The sequence below is a fragment of the Streptomyces lycii genome (genome assembly GCF_009735685.1).
GTDB lineage: Bacteria > Actinomycetota > Actinomycetes > Streptomycetales > Streptomycetaceae > Streptomyces > Streptomyces lycii.
The window spans coordinates 1-16,351 of sequence record NZ_WHPN01000425.1 but is presented as its reverse complement, the minus strand read 5'-3'; the positions used below and the strand labels follow the sequence as shown (position 1 = coordinate 16,351).

10 protein-coding genes and 1 pseudogene are annotated in these 16,351 nt (G+C 69.8%); 2 read left to right on the top strand and 9 right to left on the bottom strand.

Annotated elements, in window-relative coordinates:
- Nucleotides 1-26 precede the first annotated feature (26 nt).
- The 9 genes from dxs to acnA all read right to left on the bottom strand — a co-directional run bounded on the left by dxs (nt 27) and on the right by acnA (nt 14,068).
- Nucleotides 27-2,006, bottom strand: a complete 1,980-nt coding sequence (dxs, locus tag GCU69_RS31015; protein ID WP_156207864.1) for a 1-deoxy-D-xylulose-5-phosphate synthase — start codon at nt 2,004-2,006, stop codon at nt 27-29.
- Between the two features lie 216 nt (nt 2,007-2,222).
- On the bottom strand, nt 2,223-3,488 hold the full coding sequence (locus GCU69_RS31010) for a sugar ABC transporter permease (RefSeq protein WP_098754146.1): 1,266 nt from the start codon (nt 3,486-3,488) through the stop codon (nt 2,223-2,225).
- Complete coding sequence (locus GCU69_RS31005; RefSeq protein WP_176604686.1) at nt 3,485-4,273, bottom strand: ATP-binding cassette domain-containing protein; 789 nt, start codon at nt 4,271-4,273, stop codon at nt 3,485-3,487. The genes GCU69_RS31010 and GCU69_RS31005 overlap by 4 nt, the downstream gene beginning before the upstream one ends.
- A gap of 183 nt (nt 4,274-4,456) precedes the next feature.
- Nucleotides 4,457-5,542, bottom strand: a complete 1,086-nt coding sequence (locus tag GCU69_RS31000; protein WP_235978818.1) for a substrate-binding domain-containing protein — start codon at nt 5,540-5,542, stop codon at nt 4,457-4,459.
- A 122-nt stretch (nt 5,543-5,664) separates the two neighbouring features.
- Entirely contained in the window at nt 5,665-6,864 is a 1,200-nt protein-coding gene (locus GCU69_RS30995; protein ID WP_098754153.1) for an ROK family transcriptional regulator, read from the bottom strand.
- Between the two features lie 351 nt (nt 6,865-7,215).
- A complete protein-coding gene (locus GCU69_RS30990; RefSeq protein WP_098754144.1) occupies nt 7,216-8,166 on the bottom strand; it encodes a carbohydrate ABC transporter permease in 951 nt (316 codons plus the stop codon).
- On the bottom strand, nt 8,166-9,089 hold the full coding sequence (locus tag GCU69_RS30985; protein ID WP_098754143.1) for a carbohydrate ABC transporter permease: 924 nt from the start codon (nt 9,087-9,089) through the stop codon (nt 8,166-8,168). The genes GCU69_RS30990 and GCU69_RS30985 overlap by 1 nt, the downstream gene beginning before the upstream one ends.
- Before the next feature lie 52 nt (nt 9,090-9,141).
- Nucleotides 9,142-10,572, bottom strand: coding sequence for an N-acetylglucosamine/diacetylchitobiose ABC transporter substrate-binding protein (ngcE, locus tag GCU69_RS30980; protein ID WP_098754142.1), 1,431 nt, complete (start codon nt 10,570-10,572; stop codon nt 9,142-9,144).
- Nucleotides 10,573-11,344: 772 nt separating this feature from the next.
- Complete coding sequence (acnA, locus tag GCU69_RS30975; protein WP_098754152.1) at nt 11,345-14,068, bottom strand: aconitate hydratase AcnA; 2,724 nt, start codon at nt 14,066-14,068, stop codon at nt 11,345-11,347.
- 566 nt (nt 14,069-14,634) lie between these two features.
- On the opposite strand from acnA, the gene GCU69_RS30970 reads away from it, so the two are divergent.
- Both GCU69_RS30970 and GCU69_RS30965 read left to right on the top strand, forming a co-directional pair.
- On the top strand, nt 14,635-15,834 hold the full coding sequence (locus GCU69_RS30970) for an AAA family ATPase (protein WP_156207863.1): 1,200 nt from the start codon (nt 14,635-14,637) through the stop codon (nt 15,832-15,834).
- Nucleotides 15,831-16,351: pseudogene (locus tag GCU69_RS30965) on the top strand (hypothetical protein); the annotation flags it as partial. The gene GCU69_RS30970 and the pseudogene GCU69_RS30965, both read left to right, overlap by 4 nt.

Sequence of the window (16,351 nt, the reverse complement as noted above, 5' to 3'; positions counted from 1 at the left end):
CCGGGCCGTGCCGTGTGCCGTACGGGTCAGTCGCTCGCGACCTCGGCGGGCTCGGCGTCGTACCGGCCGTCGAGCTTGGCGACCAGCCCGGTGACCTGGCGGGCGATGTCCGGTGCCGTCAGCCCGATCTCCGCCATGACCTCCTTGCGGGAGGCGTGGTCGAGGAAGCGCGGCGGGATGCCGAAGTCGCGCAGCGGCACGTCCACGCCCGCGTCGCGCAGCGCCTGCGCGACCGCGGAGCCGACACCGCCCGCGCGGCTGTTGTCCTCCACGGTGACGACGACGCGGTGCCGGTCGGCGAGCGCCGGCAGCTGCTCGTCGACGGGCTTGACCCAGCGCGGGTCGACCACGGTCGCGGAGATCCCCTGCCGGTCCAGCAGATCGGCGATCTCCAGACACATCGGGGCGAGCGCGCCGACGGAGACCAGGAGGACGTCCGCCCGCACGTCCCGGGAGCCGTCCTGCTCGGCGGGCTCCCGGAGCACGTCCATGCCGCCGATCCGGCCGGTGGCGCGCACCGCCGGGCCGACCGCGCCCTTGGAGTAGCGCACGACGGTCGGCGCGTCCTTCACCTCGACGGCCTCCCGGAGCTGGGCGCGGAGCTGGTCCGCGTCGCGCGGGGCGGCGATCCGCAGGTCGGGGACGCACTGCAGGATCGACATGTCCCACATGCCGTTGTGCGAGGCGCCGTCGGAGCCGGTGACCCCGGCCCGGTCGAGGACGAAGGTGACGCCGCACCGGTGCAGCGCGACGTCCATCAGCAACTGGTCGAAGGCGCGGTTGAGGAAGGTGGCGTACACCGCGAAGACCGGGTGCAGCCCGCCGGTGGCCAGGCCCGCCGCCGAGACCGCGGCGTGCTGCTCGGCGATGCCGACGTCGAACACTCGCTCGGGGAAGGCCTTGGCGAACTTGTGCAGGCCGACCGGCTGGAGCATGGCCGCGGTGATGGCGACGATGTCGTCCCGCTCGTGGCCGAGCTTCACCATCTCCTCGCCGAACACCGAGGTCCAGTCGGCGCCGGAGGCGGAGACGGGCAGCCCGGTGTCCGGGTGGATGACGGGGACGGCGTGGAACCGGTCCGCCTCGTCCTGGACGGCGGGCTTGTAGCCGCGGCCCTTCTCGGTGAGGCAGTGCACGATGACGGGGCCGCCGAAGCGCTTCGCCCGCACCAGGGCGGACTCCAGGGCCTCGATGTCGTGCCCGTCGATGGGGCCGACGTACTTCAGGCCGAGGTCCTCGAACATGCCCTGCGGCGCGATGAAGTCCTTGAGGCCCTTCTTGGCGCCGTGCAGCGTCTCGTACAGCGGCCTGCCGACGACCGGGGTGCGCTCCAGGATGTCCTTGCCGCGGGCGAGGAAGCGCTCGTAGCCGTCGGTGGTGCGCAGGGTCGCGAGGTGGTTCGCCAGACCCCCGATCGTGGGGGCGTAGGAGCGCTCGTTGTCGTTGACGACGATGACCAGCGGGCGGTCCTTGGCGGCGGCGATGTTGTTCAGCGCCTCCCAGGCCATGCCGCCGGTCAGCGCCCCGTCACCGATCACCGCGACGACGTGGTCACCTGCGCCGCGCACCTCGTTGGCCTTGGCCAGGCCGTCGGCCCAGCCCAGCACCGTGGAGGCGTGGCTGTTCTCGATGACGTCGTGCTCGGACTCGGCGCGGGAGGGGTAACCGGAGATGCCGCCCTTGGCGCGCAGCCTGCTGAAGTCCTGCCGCCCGGTGAGCAGCTTGTGGACGTAGGACTGGTGCCCGGTGTCGAAGAGCACCTTGTCCTGCGGGGAGTGGAACACTCGGTGGAGGGCGATGGTCAGCTCGACCACGCCGAGGTTGGGCCCGAGGTGGCCGCCCGTCTTGGAGACCGCTTCGACGAGGAAGGTCCGGATCTCACCCGCCAGCGCGTCCAGCTGCTCGTGACCGAGCCCGTCCAGGTCGCGCGGGCCCGCGATGCGGGTCAGCAGCCCTCGCCCGTCGCCCGCCACCGCCTCAGGACGACCCTCTTCTCGCGGCACCATCGCCACTGTGCCTCCTATGGCTGTGTAGCTGTCTAGCTGTCGAGCACTTGCCGGTTTGTCGAGTCTAATGTTCCGGCACGGGTGCGGCTGCCCGGGTGCTGCGATCTCCGTCACGCCGTACGGCTCTCCGTGTGCCCCGTGAGCCTCCCCGGACGCACCTGTGCCCGGTCCGGCCGGGTGGGCCGGACCGGGCACGGGGACCGGTGTGTCGTCAGGTCATGTTCGTCCGGCGGACTTCTGTGTCTTGCGGGAGACCGAGTCGATGACGACCGCGGCGAGCAGGACCACGCCGGTGATCATGTACTGGATCTCGCTGGCCATGCCGAGCAGGTTCAGCCCCTGCTGGATCGACTGGATGACCAGCATGCCGAGCAGCGCCGACCAGATCTTGCCGCGGCCGCCGAAGAGGCTGGTGCCGCCGATGACCGCGGCGGCGATCACGTTCATCAGGACGTTGCCGGAGCCCAGGGACTTGCTGGCGCCGCCGGACTGGCTGGCGATGAACAGCCCGCCGAAGGCCGCGAGAAGACCCGCGATGGCGAAGACCGTGATGCGGATCTTCTCCACGTTGATGCCGGCCCGCCGGGCGGCCTCGGCGTTGCCGCCGACCGCGAAGATCTGCCGGCCGTAGGTGGTGCGGCGCACCACGAAGTCGGCGAACAGCAGTACCGCCAGGAAGATCACCAGGGCGAGCGGCAGGCCGCGGGCCTGGTTCAGCTGGTAGGCGCAGACGAAGGCGATCACCGCGATCACGCCGGTGCGCAGCGCGATCTCGCTGACCGGGCGGAAGGGCAGCCCCGCGGCCCGGCGCCGGCGGCTGTCCAGCAGGCTGGAGCCGAGGAAGGCGGCGACGCCGACGGTCGCCAGCCCATAGGCGGCCGCGATGTCCGAGAAGTAGTAGTTCGTCAAGTTTTCGACGATGCCACCGCTCGGCGTGTTGATGGTGCCTTCCTCGCCCATCATCCAGATCTGCAGCCCGCTCCAGCCGAGGAAGCCGGCCAGGGTGACCACGAACGCCGGGACACCGATCTTGGCGAAGAAGAAGCCGTGGAAGGCGCCGATCGCGGCGCCGGCGGCGATCGCGAGGACCACCGCGAGGGTGTCGTCCATGCCGTTGGAGACGCTGAGCACCGCCCAGAGAGCGGCACCCACACCGGCGACGGAACCGATGGACAGGTCGATCTCGCCCAGCAGCAGCACGAACACGATGCCGACGGCCATGATGCCCTGGCCGGCGATGTAGACGCTGACGTTGCTGAGGCTTCCGGCGGACAGGAAGCTGCTGTCCAGCGACTGGAAGATGACGCCGATGACGATCAGGCCGACGACGACCGGGATCGAGCCCAGCTCACCGCCGCGGACCTTCCGCTTGAACTCGGTCAGATAGCCCTTGAAGCCCTGCTCGCGGACCAGCAGCCGGGGGTCGACGGCCCCGGTCGGGGCGGCATCACCGGAGGAAGCTTTCTGCACGGTGTGGCTCACAGTCCTGCCTCCGTGGTGCGTGCCTGGCGACGGGTCACGGCGTTGTCCGTGGCGCCCGTGATGGCGGCGATGATCTCTTCGTGGGACGTCGTCCGGACGGGGAAGACGCCGTTGTTGCGGCCGAGGCGCAGCACCGCCACCCGGTCCGCGACGGCCTTGACGTCGGCCATGTTGTGGCTGATCAGGATCACGGCGAGGCCGCGCTCGCGGAGCCGCTCGACCAGGTCGAGCACCTGGGCCGTCTGCTCGACGCCGAGCGCGGCGGTGGGCTCGTCGAGGATGACGACCTTCGGGTCGCCGACGAGGGCGCGGGCGATGGCCACGACCTGGCGCTGGCCGCCGGAGAGCGAGGCGATGGGGATGCGCACGCTGGGGATGCGGATGGACAGCGTGTCCAGCAGCTCCTTGGCGCGCTTCTCCATGGCGACTTCGTCGATGATGCCGGCCCGGCGTATCTCGCTGCCGAGGAACAGGTTGGCGACGACGTCGAGGTTGTCGCAGAGCGCGAGGTCCTGGTAGACGGTGGCGATGCCCAGGTCCTGGGCGTCGTGCGGCCGGTGGATGTCGACCTGCCGCCCCTCCCAGTGGATGGCGCCCTCGTCGATCGGGTGCACTCCGGCGATCGTCTTCACCAGGGTGGATTTGCCGGCGCCGTTGTCGCCGACGAGGGCGACCACCTCGCCTGCATGGATCTCCAGTTCGACATCGGTGAGCGCCTGGACGGCGCCGAACCGCTTGGAGATCCCGCGCAACGCCAGCACGGGCGTAGCGGACACGTGAATCATCTCCTTCGCCGCCGGACGGGCGGAGCTTCCCGCACGGGGTCAGCGCGCGGGGTCAAGGGGGTGCGAAAAACTTGGTGTACGGGGGGGTTGTCCGGCGCCCACCCCGGCAGCGGGGTGTGAAGTGGGGCGGGCACCGGACAAGCGGTACGGCCGTCCGGCCCCCGGGACCGGACGGCCGGAGACCTACAGGAGGCCGGCCTCCTTGCACGCCTTGGCGTACTCCTTGGTGCAGATCTGGTCCACGGTGTAGACCTCGTCCTTGATGATCGTGTCCTTGATGTTCTCCTTGGTCACGATCTTGGCCTTGAAGAGCTGGGACGGGACGCCCTTCTTGCTCTTGCTGTCGAGCTTCTGCGGCGTCAGGTCGTCGATCTTCTCGTCGTTCAGCAGCCGCACCGCGATCTCGGCGGTGGTCTCCGCCTCCGGCTTGATGGCCTTGTAGATCGTCAGCGTCTGCGAACCGGCGACGATGCGCTGGATGCCGGCCAGCTCGCCGTCCTGGCCGCTCACCACGACGTCCTTGATGCCACGGGACTTCAGGGCGGTGGTCACGCCGCCCGCCATGCCGTCGTTGGCCACGTAGACGGCGTCGAAGCCGTCCTTGCCCAGCGACGTGATCGCCGTGGACATCTTCTTGTTGGCCTCCTCGGCCAGCCAGCCCGGGATGTCCTGCTCGTACACGATGTCCTTGACCGCGCCGTCCAGGACCGAGTGGGCGCCCTTCTTGAAGAGGGCGGCGTTCGGGTCGGTCGGCGAGCCGTTGATCATGACGACTTCGCTGTCCTTGGCCTTGTCGCCCAGCGCCTCGACGAGGCCCTTGCCCTGGAGTTCGCCGATGTTCTCGTTGTCGTAGCTGACGTACGCGGAGATGTCGCCCTCCGCGAGCCGGTCGTAGGCCACGACCTTCACGCCCTTGTCCGCGGCGGCGTCGACCCATGAGCGGGTGGCCGTGGCGTCCACGGCGTCCAGGATGATCACCTTGACGCCCTTGGTTATCAGGGCGTCGAACTGCTTCTTCTGGGTCTCCGTGTCCTCGCTCGCGTTGTTGTACGCGACCTCGCACTCGGAACAGAGCGACTTGATCTTCTTTTCGATCATCGGGCGGTCGAAGGACTCGTACCGCGTCGTCTTGTTCTCCGGCAGCAGCAGACCGATGGTCTTGTTGTCGCTCTCGTCGCTGCCCCCGCCGGCCTCACCGCAAGCGGCCATGGACAGGACCATCGAGACCGCGGCCGTCCCCATGACGACTCGGCGCATCGTGCTCTTCATGCTTGGAACCCTCCCTGACGAGGCCGCGTCCTTGCGGCCGAGGTGGCTGGAAGTCAACTCGGCCGCACGCGGGGCGTCAAGAAGTAAATCCTTAACGAGATGGCAACGGTGCCATTCGTTATCTAAGTGAAGGCAGGCGCATTCGACGCGGTCGATCCGTCCAGAAGTGTCGAATCGCCCATTTCATTGAGTACGAGCGCCAGCGCCCCCAGCACCTCGGCACGGCCGCCGAGCGCGCCGGGCGCCACGGAGAGCCGGCGGGCGGCGCTCGGAATGGCGTAGCGCGCGACCGAGTCGCGGATCGGCAGCAGGACCAGCTCCCCGGCCTCCGCCAGGTCCCCGCCGAGCACGACACGGCTGGGGTTCAGGAGGTTACACAGGTTCGCCACCCCCCGGCCGATGTGCCGCCCCACATCGGCCACCACCCGTCGGCAGCCCGGGTCGCCCTCGCGGGCCAGCTGCACCATGCGCTCCATGGTCAGGCCGGCGCCGTGGCTCGACCGCAGCAGGCCCAGCACGTGCGCGGCCGCGGTGAAGGTCTCCAGGCAGCCGCGGTTGCCGCAGCGGCACACGGGGCCCGACTCGTCGAGCGTGATGTGCCCGATCTCCCCGGCGGTGCCACCCGGACCGCGGTAGATCTGCCCGTTGATGACCAGGCCCGCGCCGACACCGCTGGCGACCTTGATGTACGCCAGGTCCTTCACCCCGCGGCCGCTGCCCCAGACCAGCTCGCCCAGGGCGCCGAGGTTCGCGTCGTTGTCGACGGAGACGTCCACCCCGAGCCGCTCGGCCAGCTCCTCGCGCGGGTTCGTGCCGGTCCAGCCGGGCAGGATCGCGGTGGAACCGAGGGCTCCCGTCTCCACGTCGATCGGGCCCGGCACGCCGAGGCCCACCCCCATGACCTTGCCCGCCGACAGACCGGTGGACTCGATCAGCCGCTTCACCAGCTGCTCGGCCCGGTCGAAGCCCTGCTCGGCCGACGCGTCGACGTCCATGGGCTCGGCCTCCTCGGCGAGCACCTGGTGCGCGAGGTTGCCGATCGCCACCCGCAGATGGGTATGGCCGAAATCGACCCCGACGACGATGCCCGCGTCCCCGCTCAGCGAGACGCTGCGGGCCCGGCGGCCGCCCGCGGACGTGTTCGTCACCTGCACGGTGCCGCCGTCCTTGAGCTCGCGGACGATGTTGGAGACCGTGGCCGGCGACAGCCCGGTCGTCCGGGCGATCTCGGCCTGGGTGAGCGAGCCCTCCAGCCGTACGGCCCGTACGACCCGCTCCAGATTGGCCCGGTGCAGCGATGACTGCGATCCCGGTGTCTCCACCACGCTCTGATCCCTCCGCCAGGGCAGGACGCCGAGGCCGCCTCCGGCGGTACCTCCGCGTCTACAACATGTGAACCCTAAGCTCAGCGGGCCGGGTCATGTCCCGTCAAGACCTCGACCGACGCGGGTCCGGAAAATCATGCATCGTACAGACGTCCGAACGGCATGCGCAGGGGGCGGCACCAGGCCTCGGCGGGCCGGGCACCGCCCCGTGGCGGGCGCGGGCGCGCGGATGCGGGCGCGCGGATGATGGTGCGCGGGTGCGGGCGCGCGGATGATGGTGCGCGGGTGCGCGAGTGCCGGTGCGCGGGTGCGCAGGCAGGAGGAAGAGGGAAGGAAGGGAGGAGGGAGCTACTTCAGCGCCCCCGCCGTCAGCCCCGCCACCACCTGGCGCTGGAAGACGATGTAGGCCGCGAGCACCGGCAGCATGGCCATCACCAGCCCCGCGAACAGCCCGGACCAGTCGCCCTTGTAGCCCTGGCTGACCGCCAGTTGCACCAGGCCCTGGGAGAGCACCTTCTTGTCCGGGTCGGTGTTGAGCACCGTCGGCAGCATGTACTGGTTCCACTGCCCGAGGAAGTTGAAGATGCCGACGCTGATCAGGCCAGGCTTCGCCATCGGCAGCATGACCTGGAAGAAGGTCCGCGAGTGCGACGCCCCGTCGATCAGCGCGGCCTCGGCGACGGAGCTGGGCAGCGTGCGGAAGAAGGCGGTGAGGAAGAAGACGGTGAACGGCAGCGAGTAGGCGATGTACGACAGGATCAGCCCGTGCATCGTGTTCAGCAGGCCCATGTTGTTCATGACGTAGAACAGCGGGACCAGCGCCAGGATGATCGGGAAGCTCATTCCCCCGATGAAGAGGAAGTAGACGAAGCGGTTCCCGGGGAAGTCGAAGCGGGCCAGGACGTACGCGGCCATCGAGCCCAGCAGCATGGTGCCGATGAGCGATCCGCCCACCACCAGCACGGTGTTGAGGAAGTAGTCGCTCATGTGCGCCTGGCTCCAGGCGCGCGACCAGTTGTCGAAGTTGAGCGAGGTCGGCAGCGACCACGGCGAGGTGAAGATGTCCTTGTCGTTCTTGAAGGACGTCATCACCGCCCACAGCAGCGGCATCACGACCATGAAGGCCCACAGGACGAGCATGCCGTGGGAGAAGACGTTGAGCGTCTTCCCCTCCTTGCCCTTCGCCGGTTCCTTCGGCGGCGGGGGCGCGGTCTTCCGTACCGCCGAGTGCTCCTCGGCGGCCTCGGTGGTGCCCGCGGTCCCGGCGGGCTCGGGGGGCGGCAGGTCCGTCGTCTTCATCAGTACTCCAACCGCTCGCGCCGGCCCAGCCTCATCACGACGGCCGCGAAGGCCAGCGTGACCACGAGCAGGGCGACACCGATCGTCGTCGCGTAGGCCGCCTGGCCGTCGCGGAACGCCTTCATGTACACGTACAGCGGCAGCACCGTCGTGGAGTAGTCCGGACCGCCGGGGCCCACGGTCATGATCTGCACGACGGCGAACGACTCCGCGCCCAGCGCCAGGATCCCCATGTAGATCCAGCCGGACTGGACGGTGTCCCACAGCAGCGGCAGGGTCACCCGGAAAAAGGTGGTGACCCGGCTGGCGCCGTCCAGCAGGGCGGCCTCGTAGAAGTCCTTCGGGATCGACGTCATGCCGGCGGAGAACAGCACGACGAAGAATCCGACGGTGCTCCAGACCAGAACGGCCATCACACACCACAGGGCGAGCCCGGGATCCCCCAGCCAGTTCGGCTGGACCCCGTCCAGGCCGACGGCCTTGAGCGCGGAATTCAGCGCGCCGCTGTTGGGGTTGTAGGCGAATTGGAAGAGCAGCGCCACGATCGCGATCGAGAGCACCTGCGGAAAGAAATAGACGATTTTGTAGAAGGAGGAGCCGCGCACCCCGGTGACGGCCGCCCCCTTCCGGCTGCGCCCGCCCACATTGATCATGAAGGCGAAGAAGAGCGCGAGCCCGATCGTCACCAGCGGCAGCAGCAGCACGAACAGCAGGCTGTGCTGGAGGGACTTCCAGAAGACATCGTCCTCCAGCATCCGGCTGTAGTTCTCGACGCCGACCATCGAGAATTCCGGACTCAGCCCGGTCCAGTCCGTGAACGAATAGTAGATGGACTGGACGAACGGCCAGAGCACGAAGACCGCATAGACCGCCAGGGGGGCGGCCAGGAATCCCGCGATGAACCGGTACTGTCCGTGCTTCATGTCGACCGACCCCGCTCTCGGCGCGGCTGGCGCCGCCGCTGGTGACGCGCGCTCACTGGTGCTTGTAGTGCTTGATGGAGTCGTCCTTGGCGGCGGCGTCCGCGTACCCCTGGATCTTCTTGATCGCCTCCGCCGGGGTGAGCCGGCCGGCCATCATCTCGCCGATGCCGCCACCGCCGATCTTCTCCTTCTGCAGCGCCACGTACCAGTCCTGGATCCGGGGGTTGACGATGTTGTCGCCCGCCTTGTCCAGCGCCGCCACGGCCGAGGTCAGGCCCGGCGGCAGGGTCAGCCCGTCGGTGCCCCCGTCGAAGGAGGTCAGCGACGACACCTGCTGGGTGAAGTTCTTCGAGGACTGCTCGCTCAGCATGATGCGCAGCTGCTCCATGCCGCCGTCCGGGTTCTTCGCCTTGGCCGGCACGATGAACGGCTCGCCGCCGGAGGCCCAGAGGGTCCCGAAGGGCAGCTTGTCCGAGCTGTCCAGCCCGGACGGGGCGGAGACCCGCATCTCGAAGTCGTCCGGGGTGGTCTTCTTGGCCTCGTTCTCGACCCAGGAGCCGTTGGGGATGAAGAGCGCCTTGCCCTGGTTCCAGGCGGTCTGGGACTGGATGTGGTCCATGCCCGGGGTGCCCTTGAGGATGTAGCCCTTGCGGAACAGCTCGTAGTACGCCTCGAAGGCGGCCTTGACCGCCGGGTGCTTCCAGGCGTTGGGCTCGAGGTTGTCGATCGAGTCGAGGACCTCCTTGCCCCCGATCTTCGCGATGAAGGGGTAGAGGCTGAAGGGCAGGTAGTACGGGTGCTTGCCCGCGTACGTCCAGCCGGCGATGCCCTGCTTCTTCGCCTTCTCGCAGACGGCGAGCATGTCGTCCCAGGTCTCCGGGTATTCCGCGTCGAGCTTGTCGAGCGCCGTCTGGGAGTACCAGACGCCGTAGACCGTGTACGCGTAGTAGAGGATCCAGACCGGGTCGCCGTCGAACTGGCCCATCTCCACCACTCCGGGACGGAGCGTGTCGCGGACCTTCTTGTCCGGGTCGTCGATCGAGGGCGCGTCGAGCAGCGGGGTGAGGTCGGTCAGCTGCTTCTTGCCGACCAGCACGCCCATGTCCATCTGCTCGGCGCCGGAGTTGTCGATGAGGTCCGGCGGGGTGCCGCCGTTGAAGCGCGGCTGGAGCACCGACTGGATCTTCTGGGTGGCCGCGTGCTTGATGGTCGCGTCGGGGAATTTCTTCTTGTAGAGCGCCTGGGCGTCCTTGGCGTACTTCTCGCCGAATCCGCCGTCGAAGATGACGACGTCCAGCGGAGCGCTCGCATTTACGCCGAGCGGATTCTCGGCGCTCTTCTCGCCTTTTTCGACCTTGTTGTCCCCGCCGCCGTCACCACTGGCGCAGGCGGCGAGAGTGCTCATCGTCGGTACGGCGATCAGACCGATCGCCGCCGCCCGCTTGATGACATCGCGACGGCCGTACTCGGAGGTGGTTCCCATGCTCAAGTCCTCGCCTTCTTCCGTAGGACTCAGGCGGTGTGCCGGCCGCCCGTGCAGGGTCGCCAAAGGCGAAGGGCACCGCCACCGCGGTCATGTGAAGCTGGGTTTCTTGCCGATGACGCGCCGGGACCGAAGTGAGTGCCCGGCACAACGGCGCTGTGACACGCCGGCCGGCCCCCTCGCCCCCGGTTGTACGAGTGGCCGCGCGACCCCTCGGACGCCGACAGGTATAGTCCACTTCGCACCGCATGGGCAAGATCAAATGCAGGTTTTCATAAGAGTCTTTCCCGAGTTGAGACCTGGGACAATTACCGCCGCGCCGTGCCCGCCATTTCCGCGGCTCACCTGCGGCTCCTCGACCTCTCGCGCCCCAGTCCCTGGGCCGGATGGCCCAAGGGCCCGTCCACGGCCGGCCGGCGGGGGCGGACCGCACCGGCGGGCGGGACCCGTACCCGGGGGCGGGCGCCCTGCTCCACCCGGGTGATGGCCCCCACGGCCGGAGCGCGGGGGCGCGGGGTCGTGGGCGCGCGGTTGCCGGGGCGCGGGGTCGCCGTGTTCCTTCCGGGAGCCCGCGCAGGCGGCCGCGGGGCGCACCGGGCGCGGAGCCGAGCAGCACGAAGGGCCGCACCCCCGCGCGGGGGTGCGGCCCTTCGCCGTCTGGTCTCGTCGCGCCGCTCGCGCCGCGTCCGGTGCCGCCCGATCGCCGGCCGGCCGGTGCCGTCCGCCGGTTGATCGGCTCGCGGACCGGCCGGGGGGGGCGCCCGGGTGCGGACTACTTGCGGATCAGCGAGCGCAGCACGTACTGCAGGATGCCGCCGTTGCGGTAGTAGTCCGCCTCGCCGGGGGTGTCGATGCGGACGACCGCGTCGAACTCGACACCGCTGTCCGTGGTGACCTTGACGGTGCTCGGGACGGCGCCCTCGTTCAGCTCCGTCACGCCGGAGATGGAGAACGCCTCCTCGCCGGTCAGGCCGAGGGACTCCGCCGAGTCACCTGAAGGGAACTGGAGCGGCAGGACGCCCATGCCGATGAGGTTCGAGCGGTGGATGCGCTCGTACGACTCGGCGATGACGGCCTTGACGCCGAGGAGCGCGGTGCCCTTGGCCGCCCAGTCGCGGGACGAGCCGGAGCCGTACTCCTTGCCGGCCAGGACGACCAGCGGGATGCCGGCGGCCTGGTAGTTCTGCGAGGCGTCGTAGATGAAGGAGACCGGCGCGTCCTTCTGGGTGAAGTCGCGGGTGTAGCCGCCCTCGGTGCCCGGCGCGATCTGGTTCCGCAGCCGGATGTTGGCGAAGGTGCCGCGGATCATGACCTCGTGGTTGCCGCGGCGGGAGCCGTAGCTGTTGAAGTCGCGGCGCTCGATGCCGTGCTCGGTGAGGTACTTGCCGGCCGGGGTGTCGGCCTTGATCGCACCGGCCGGGGAGATGTGGTCGGTGGTGACCGAGTCGCCCAGCTTGGCCAGCACGCGGGCGCCGGAGATGTCCTCGACCGGGGCCGGGTCCATGCCCATGCCCTCGAAGTACGGGGGCTTGCGGACGTACGTGGACTCGCTGTCCCATTCGAACGTGTCGCCGGTCGGGATCGGGAGCGCCTGCCACTGGGCGTCGCCCGCGAAGACGTCGGCGTAACTGGTGCCGAACATCTCCTGGCCGATCGCGGAGGCCACGACCTCCTCGACCTCCTGCTCGGAGGGCCAGATGTCCGCCAGGAAGACCGGGTGGCCGTCCTTGTCGCTGCCCAGCGCCTCGGTGGTGATGTCGGTCTTCATCGAGCCGGCGATGGCGTACGCGACGACCAGCGGCGGGGACGCCAGGTAGTTCATCTTGACGTCGGGGTTGATCCGGCCCTCGAAGTTGCGGTTGCCGGAGAGCACCGAGACGACGGCGAGGTCGTGCTCGTTGACGGCCTTGGAGACCTCGTCCGGCAGCGGGCCGGAGTTGCCGATGCAGGTGGTGCAGCCGTAGCCGACCAGGTTGAAGCCCAGCTTGTCGAGATACGGGGTGAGCCCGGCGCGGTCGTAGTAGTCCATGACGACCTTGGAGCCCGGGGCCAGGGTGGTCTTGACCCACGGCTTGCGGGTCAGGCCCCTCTCGACGGCCTTCTTCGCGACGAGCGCGGCGGCGACCATCACGTACGGGTTCGAGGTGTTGGTGCAGGAGGTGATCGCGGCGACGGTGACGGCGCCGTGGTCCAGCTCGTACTCGGTGCCGTCGGGGGCGGTGACCTTGACCTTCTTCTCCGGCACGTCGTTGCTGACGGCGGGGGCGTCGGAGGCCGGGAAGGACTCCTTGCCGGCCTCGTCCAGGTCGCCGTCGGACGCGACGTAGTTGCGCACGTCCAGCGAGAACTGGTTCTTGGCGTCGGCCAGGACGATGCGGTCCTGCGGGCGCTTGGGGCCGGCGATGGAGGGGACGACCGTTCCGAGGTCGAGCTCCAGCTTCTCGGAGAAGTCCGGCTCGGCAGCCGGGTCGAGCCAGAGGCCCTGCTCCTTGGCGTAACTCTCGACCAGCGCGAGCTGCTGCTCGGAGCGGCCGGTGAGCTTCAGGTAGTTGATGGTCTCCTGGTCGATCGGGAAGATCGCCGCGGTGGAGCCGAACTCCGGCGACATGTTGCCGATCGTGGCGCGGTTGGCCAGCGGCACCGCGGAGACGCCCTCGCCGTAGAACTCCACGAACTTGCCGACGACGCCGTGCTTGCGCAGCATCTCGGTGATCGTGAGGACCAGGTCGGTGGCGGTGGTGCCGGTGGGCAGCTCACCGGTCAGCTTGAAGCCGACGACGCGCGGGATGAGCATGGAGACCGGCTGGCCGAGCATCGCGGCCTCGGCCTCGATGCCGCCGACGCCCCAGCCGAGCACGCCGAGGCCGTTGACCATGGTGGTGTGCGAGTCGGTGCCCACGAGGGTGTCCGGGTAGGCCTGGCCGCCGCGCACCATGACCGTACGGGCCAGGTGCTCGATGTTGACCTGGTGCACGATGCCGGTGCCGGGCGGGACGACCTTGAACTCGTCGAAGGCGGTCTGGCCCCAGCGCAGGAACTGGTAGCGCTCCTTGTTGCGGCCGTACTCCAGCTCGACGTTCTGGGCGAACGAGTCGGGGGTGCCGAACTTGTCGGCGATCACCGAGTGGTCGATGACCAGCTCGGCCGGCGCCAGCGGGTTGATCTTCGCCGGGTCGCCGCCCAGCTCCTTGACGGCCTCACGCATGGTCGCCAGGTCCACGACGCACGGGACGCCCGTGAAGTCCTGCATGATCACGCGCGCCGGCGTGAACTGGATCTCCTGGCTGGGCTGGGCGCTGGCGTCCCAGGCGCCGATCGCGCGGATGTGGTCGGCGGTGATGTTCGCGCCGTCCTCGGTGCGGAGCAGGTTCTCCAGGAGCACCTTCAGGCTGTAAGGGAGGCGGGACGCGCCTTCGACCTTGTCCAGCCGGAAGATCTCGTACGACTCGTCGCCCACGCGCAGCGTGCTGCGGGCGTCGAAGCTGTTCGCCGACACGACAGTCTCCTTCATATGTGCGCTACTACCGCAATCCTGCCGCTCCGGCCGGCAGCCCTTCCGCTAAGGTAGGACTAAGTTAGGTAACCCTTACCGGAGGCGGCCGCGGCATGCCCTCGGCAGATATCTCGATGTCGAGATAACTCTAGTACACGGATCACGACAGGGGCACCCGGACCGGAGCGGCGCCCTTGTCCACGCGCGCGGGTACCCGGACACGGCCGGGCGAATCCGGACCGTCCGGGCGTACCCGGCTGCCCGCCTCCGGGCAGCCGGACGGTGGACGGTGCGCTTCCCGGGGCTGCCCTGCCTCCGGGGCCCGGCACAGCGGTCCGGGGAAGGCCGTCTTGCTGGCACGTCCGGTCCGGGCAGGGGCCGTCTTCGGGGCACGTCCGGTCCGGGAGGGCCGCCTTCCGGGCAGGGCCGTTCCGGGGAGGGCCGCCTTCCGGGCAGGGCCGTTCCGGGGAGGGCGGCTTCCCGTCTCCCCGGGCCGAGAACGGGTGTTTTCGGCGGGATAGGGTGCGACTCGCCGAGCCCGAAGGGGCGTCAGGGGCAAGGAGTTGCACATGGGCGCACAGGACGCGCAGGACACGGCCGGGCGGCTGCGGGCGATCAGCGGCGAGCTGTCGGACCGGTTCTACGAGCGGGCCGACGTGGTGCGGACGCTGGTGGTGGCGCTGCTGGCCGGGCAGCACTCGCTGGTGCTCGGCCCGCCCGGAACGGCGAAGTCCGAGATGGCCCGGGAACTCACGGGCCGGATCGACGGGGCGGCGTACTGGGAGATCCTGCTGTCGAAGTTCACCGCGCCGACGCGGATGTTCGGTCCGATCGACGTCGCCGCGCTGGCCCGGGGCGAGTACCGCCAGGTCTTCGAGGGCCGCGCCACCACCGCACACGTCGCCTTCATCGACGAGATCTTCAAGTGCTCCACGGCGGCACTGAACGAGACGCTGGGCTACCTCAACGAGCGGATCTACCACCCCGAGAGCGGCGGCCGGCCGATCACCTGCCCGCTCATCGGCGCCATCACGGCGAGCAACGAACTGCCCGGCGGAGAGGACGCCGCCGCGATCTACGACCGGCTGCTGGTGCGGATCGAGGTCGGCTATCTGGCCGACCCGTCGAACTTCGCCGCGCTGGTCCGCTCCGCCGTCAGCCGCCCGGCGGCACCGGTCCGGACCACGGTCTCGCTGGCCGCGCTGCAGCACGCCGTGACCGAGGCCGTCCCGGCCGTGGACGTCCCCGACGTGATCGTGGACGCGGTCTGCACGCTGCGGGCCGCGCTGCGCCGCAGGGAACTCGTCGCCTCCGACCGCCGCTGGCGGCAGTCGGTGCGGCTGCTCCAGGCATCCGCCTTCCTGGACGGCCGTCCGGCGGTCGCCGAGACCGACCTGTCGGTGCTGACCCATGTGCTGTGGGACTCCCCCGCCGAGCGACCGGCCGTCGAGCGCGAGGTGCTGCAACTGGTCAACCCGGACGCCAAGGAGGCGCTGGACCTGGCCGACGCCATCGGGGAGCTGGAGGCCCAGCTCGACTCCATGGCCGGGCAGTCCCGGGAGGCCCTGAGCGAATGGGTGATCAAGGAAGCCCACAACAAGCTCGCCAAGGCGGGGAAGCGGCTGGAGAAGCTGCGCGAGGAGGCGGCGGGCGCCGGCCGCTCCACCGCCGCGATCGACCGGGTGGTCGTCCGCCAGCGCGCCGTCCACGCCCGCGTTCTCACCGAGGCACTCGGCATGGACGCGAGCATGGTGCAGGCCCGGCTGTGAACGGTGGCGGGCCCGGGCCCACGGGAGGGACACGGGCAGGGTTCGAGGAGCTGGCGGGCCGGGCCGGGAAGTGGCTGGGCCTGTCCGCCGCCGCTCCCGAACGGCACACCACGGCCGTGGTCGCGGACCGGTTCGACCGGATCGCGTGGCGCGACACCTACGGGCAGTCGGCCCGGCTGCGCGGGCTGGCCGAGGAGCTGAACGACCGCCACGACCACACCACGGACCTGCTGCACGACGCCTTCCTCGCCGCCTACAAGGCCGCCCCGCGGCTGCGCGAGCCCGCGGAGATGGACCCCTCCCGGCTGGTCAACCACCAGGTCGTCACCGCACTGGTGGAGTCACCGGAGTTCGCCGGGCTGCGCCGGGAGACCGCCGGTGACCCCTACGCCGCCGCCGCGGCCGTGCTCGTCCAGGCCGCCGCCCTGCGCCGGATGCTGGAGCGGTCCCGGGGCGCCCAGGAGCAGGCCGAGCGGGCGAAGAGGGCGCAGCGGGACGCCGCGGGTGCGGCGGGCGC

Coding starts and splice junctions, on each gene's coding strand:
- GCU69_RS31005 (WP_176604686.1), bottom strand. CDS start 4,273: ATGATTCACGTGTCCGCTACGCCCGTGCTGGCGTTGCGCGGGATCTCC.
- ngcE (WP_098754142.1), bottom strand. CDS start 10,572: ATGGGAACCACCTCCGAGTACGGCCGTCGCGATGTCATCAAGCGGGCG.
- GCU69_RS30985 (WP_098754143.1), bottom strand. CDS start 9,089: ATGAAGCACGGACAGTACCGGTTCATCGCGGGATTCCTGGCCGCCCCC.
- GCU69_RS30990 (WP_098754144.1), bottom strand. CDS start 8,166: ATGAAGACGACGGACCTGCCGCCCCCCGAGCCCGCCGGGACCGCGGGC.
- GCU69_RS31000 (WP_235978818.1), bottom strand. CDS start 5,542: ATGAAGAGCACGATGCGCCGAGTCGTCATGGGGACGGCCGCGGTCTCG.
- dxs (WP_156207864.1), bottom strand. CDS start 2,006: ATGGTGCCGCGAGAAGAGGGTCGTCCTGAGGCGGTGGCGGGCGACGGG.
- GCU69_RS30970 (WP_156207863.1), top strand. CDS start 14,635: ATGGGCGCACAGGACGCGCAGGACACGGCCGGGCGGCTGCGGGCGATC.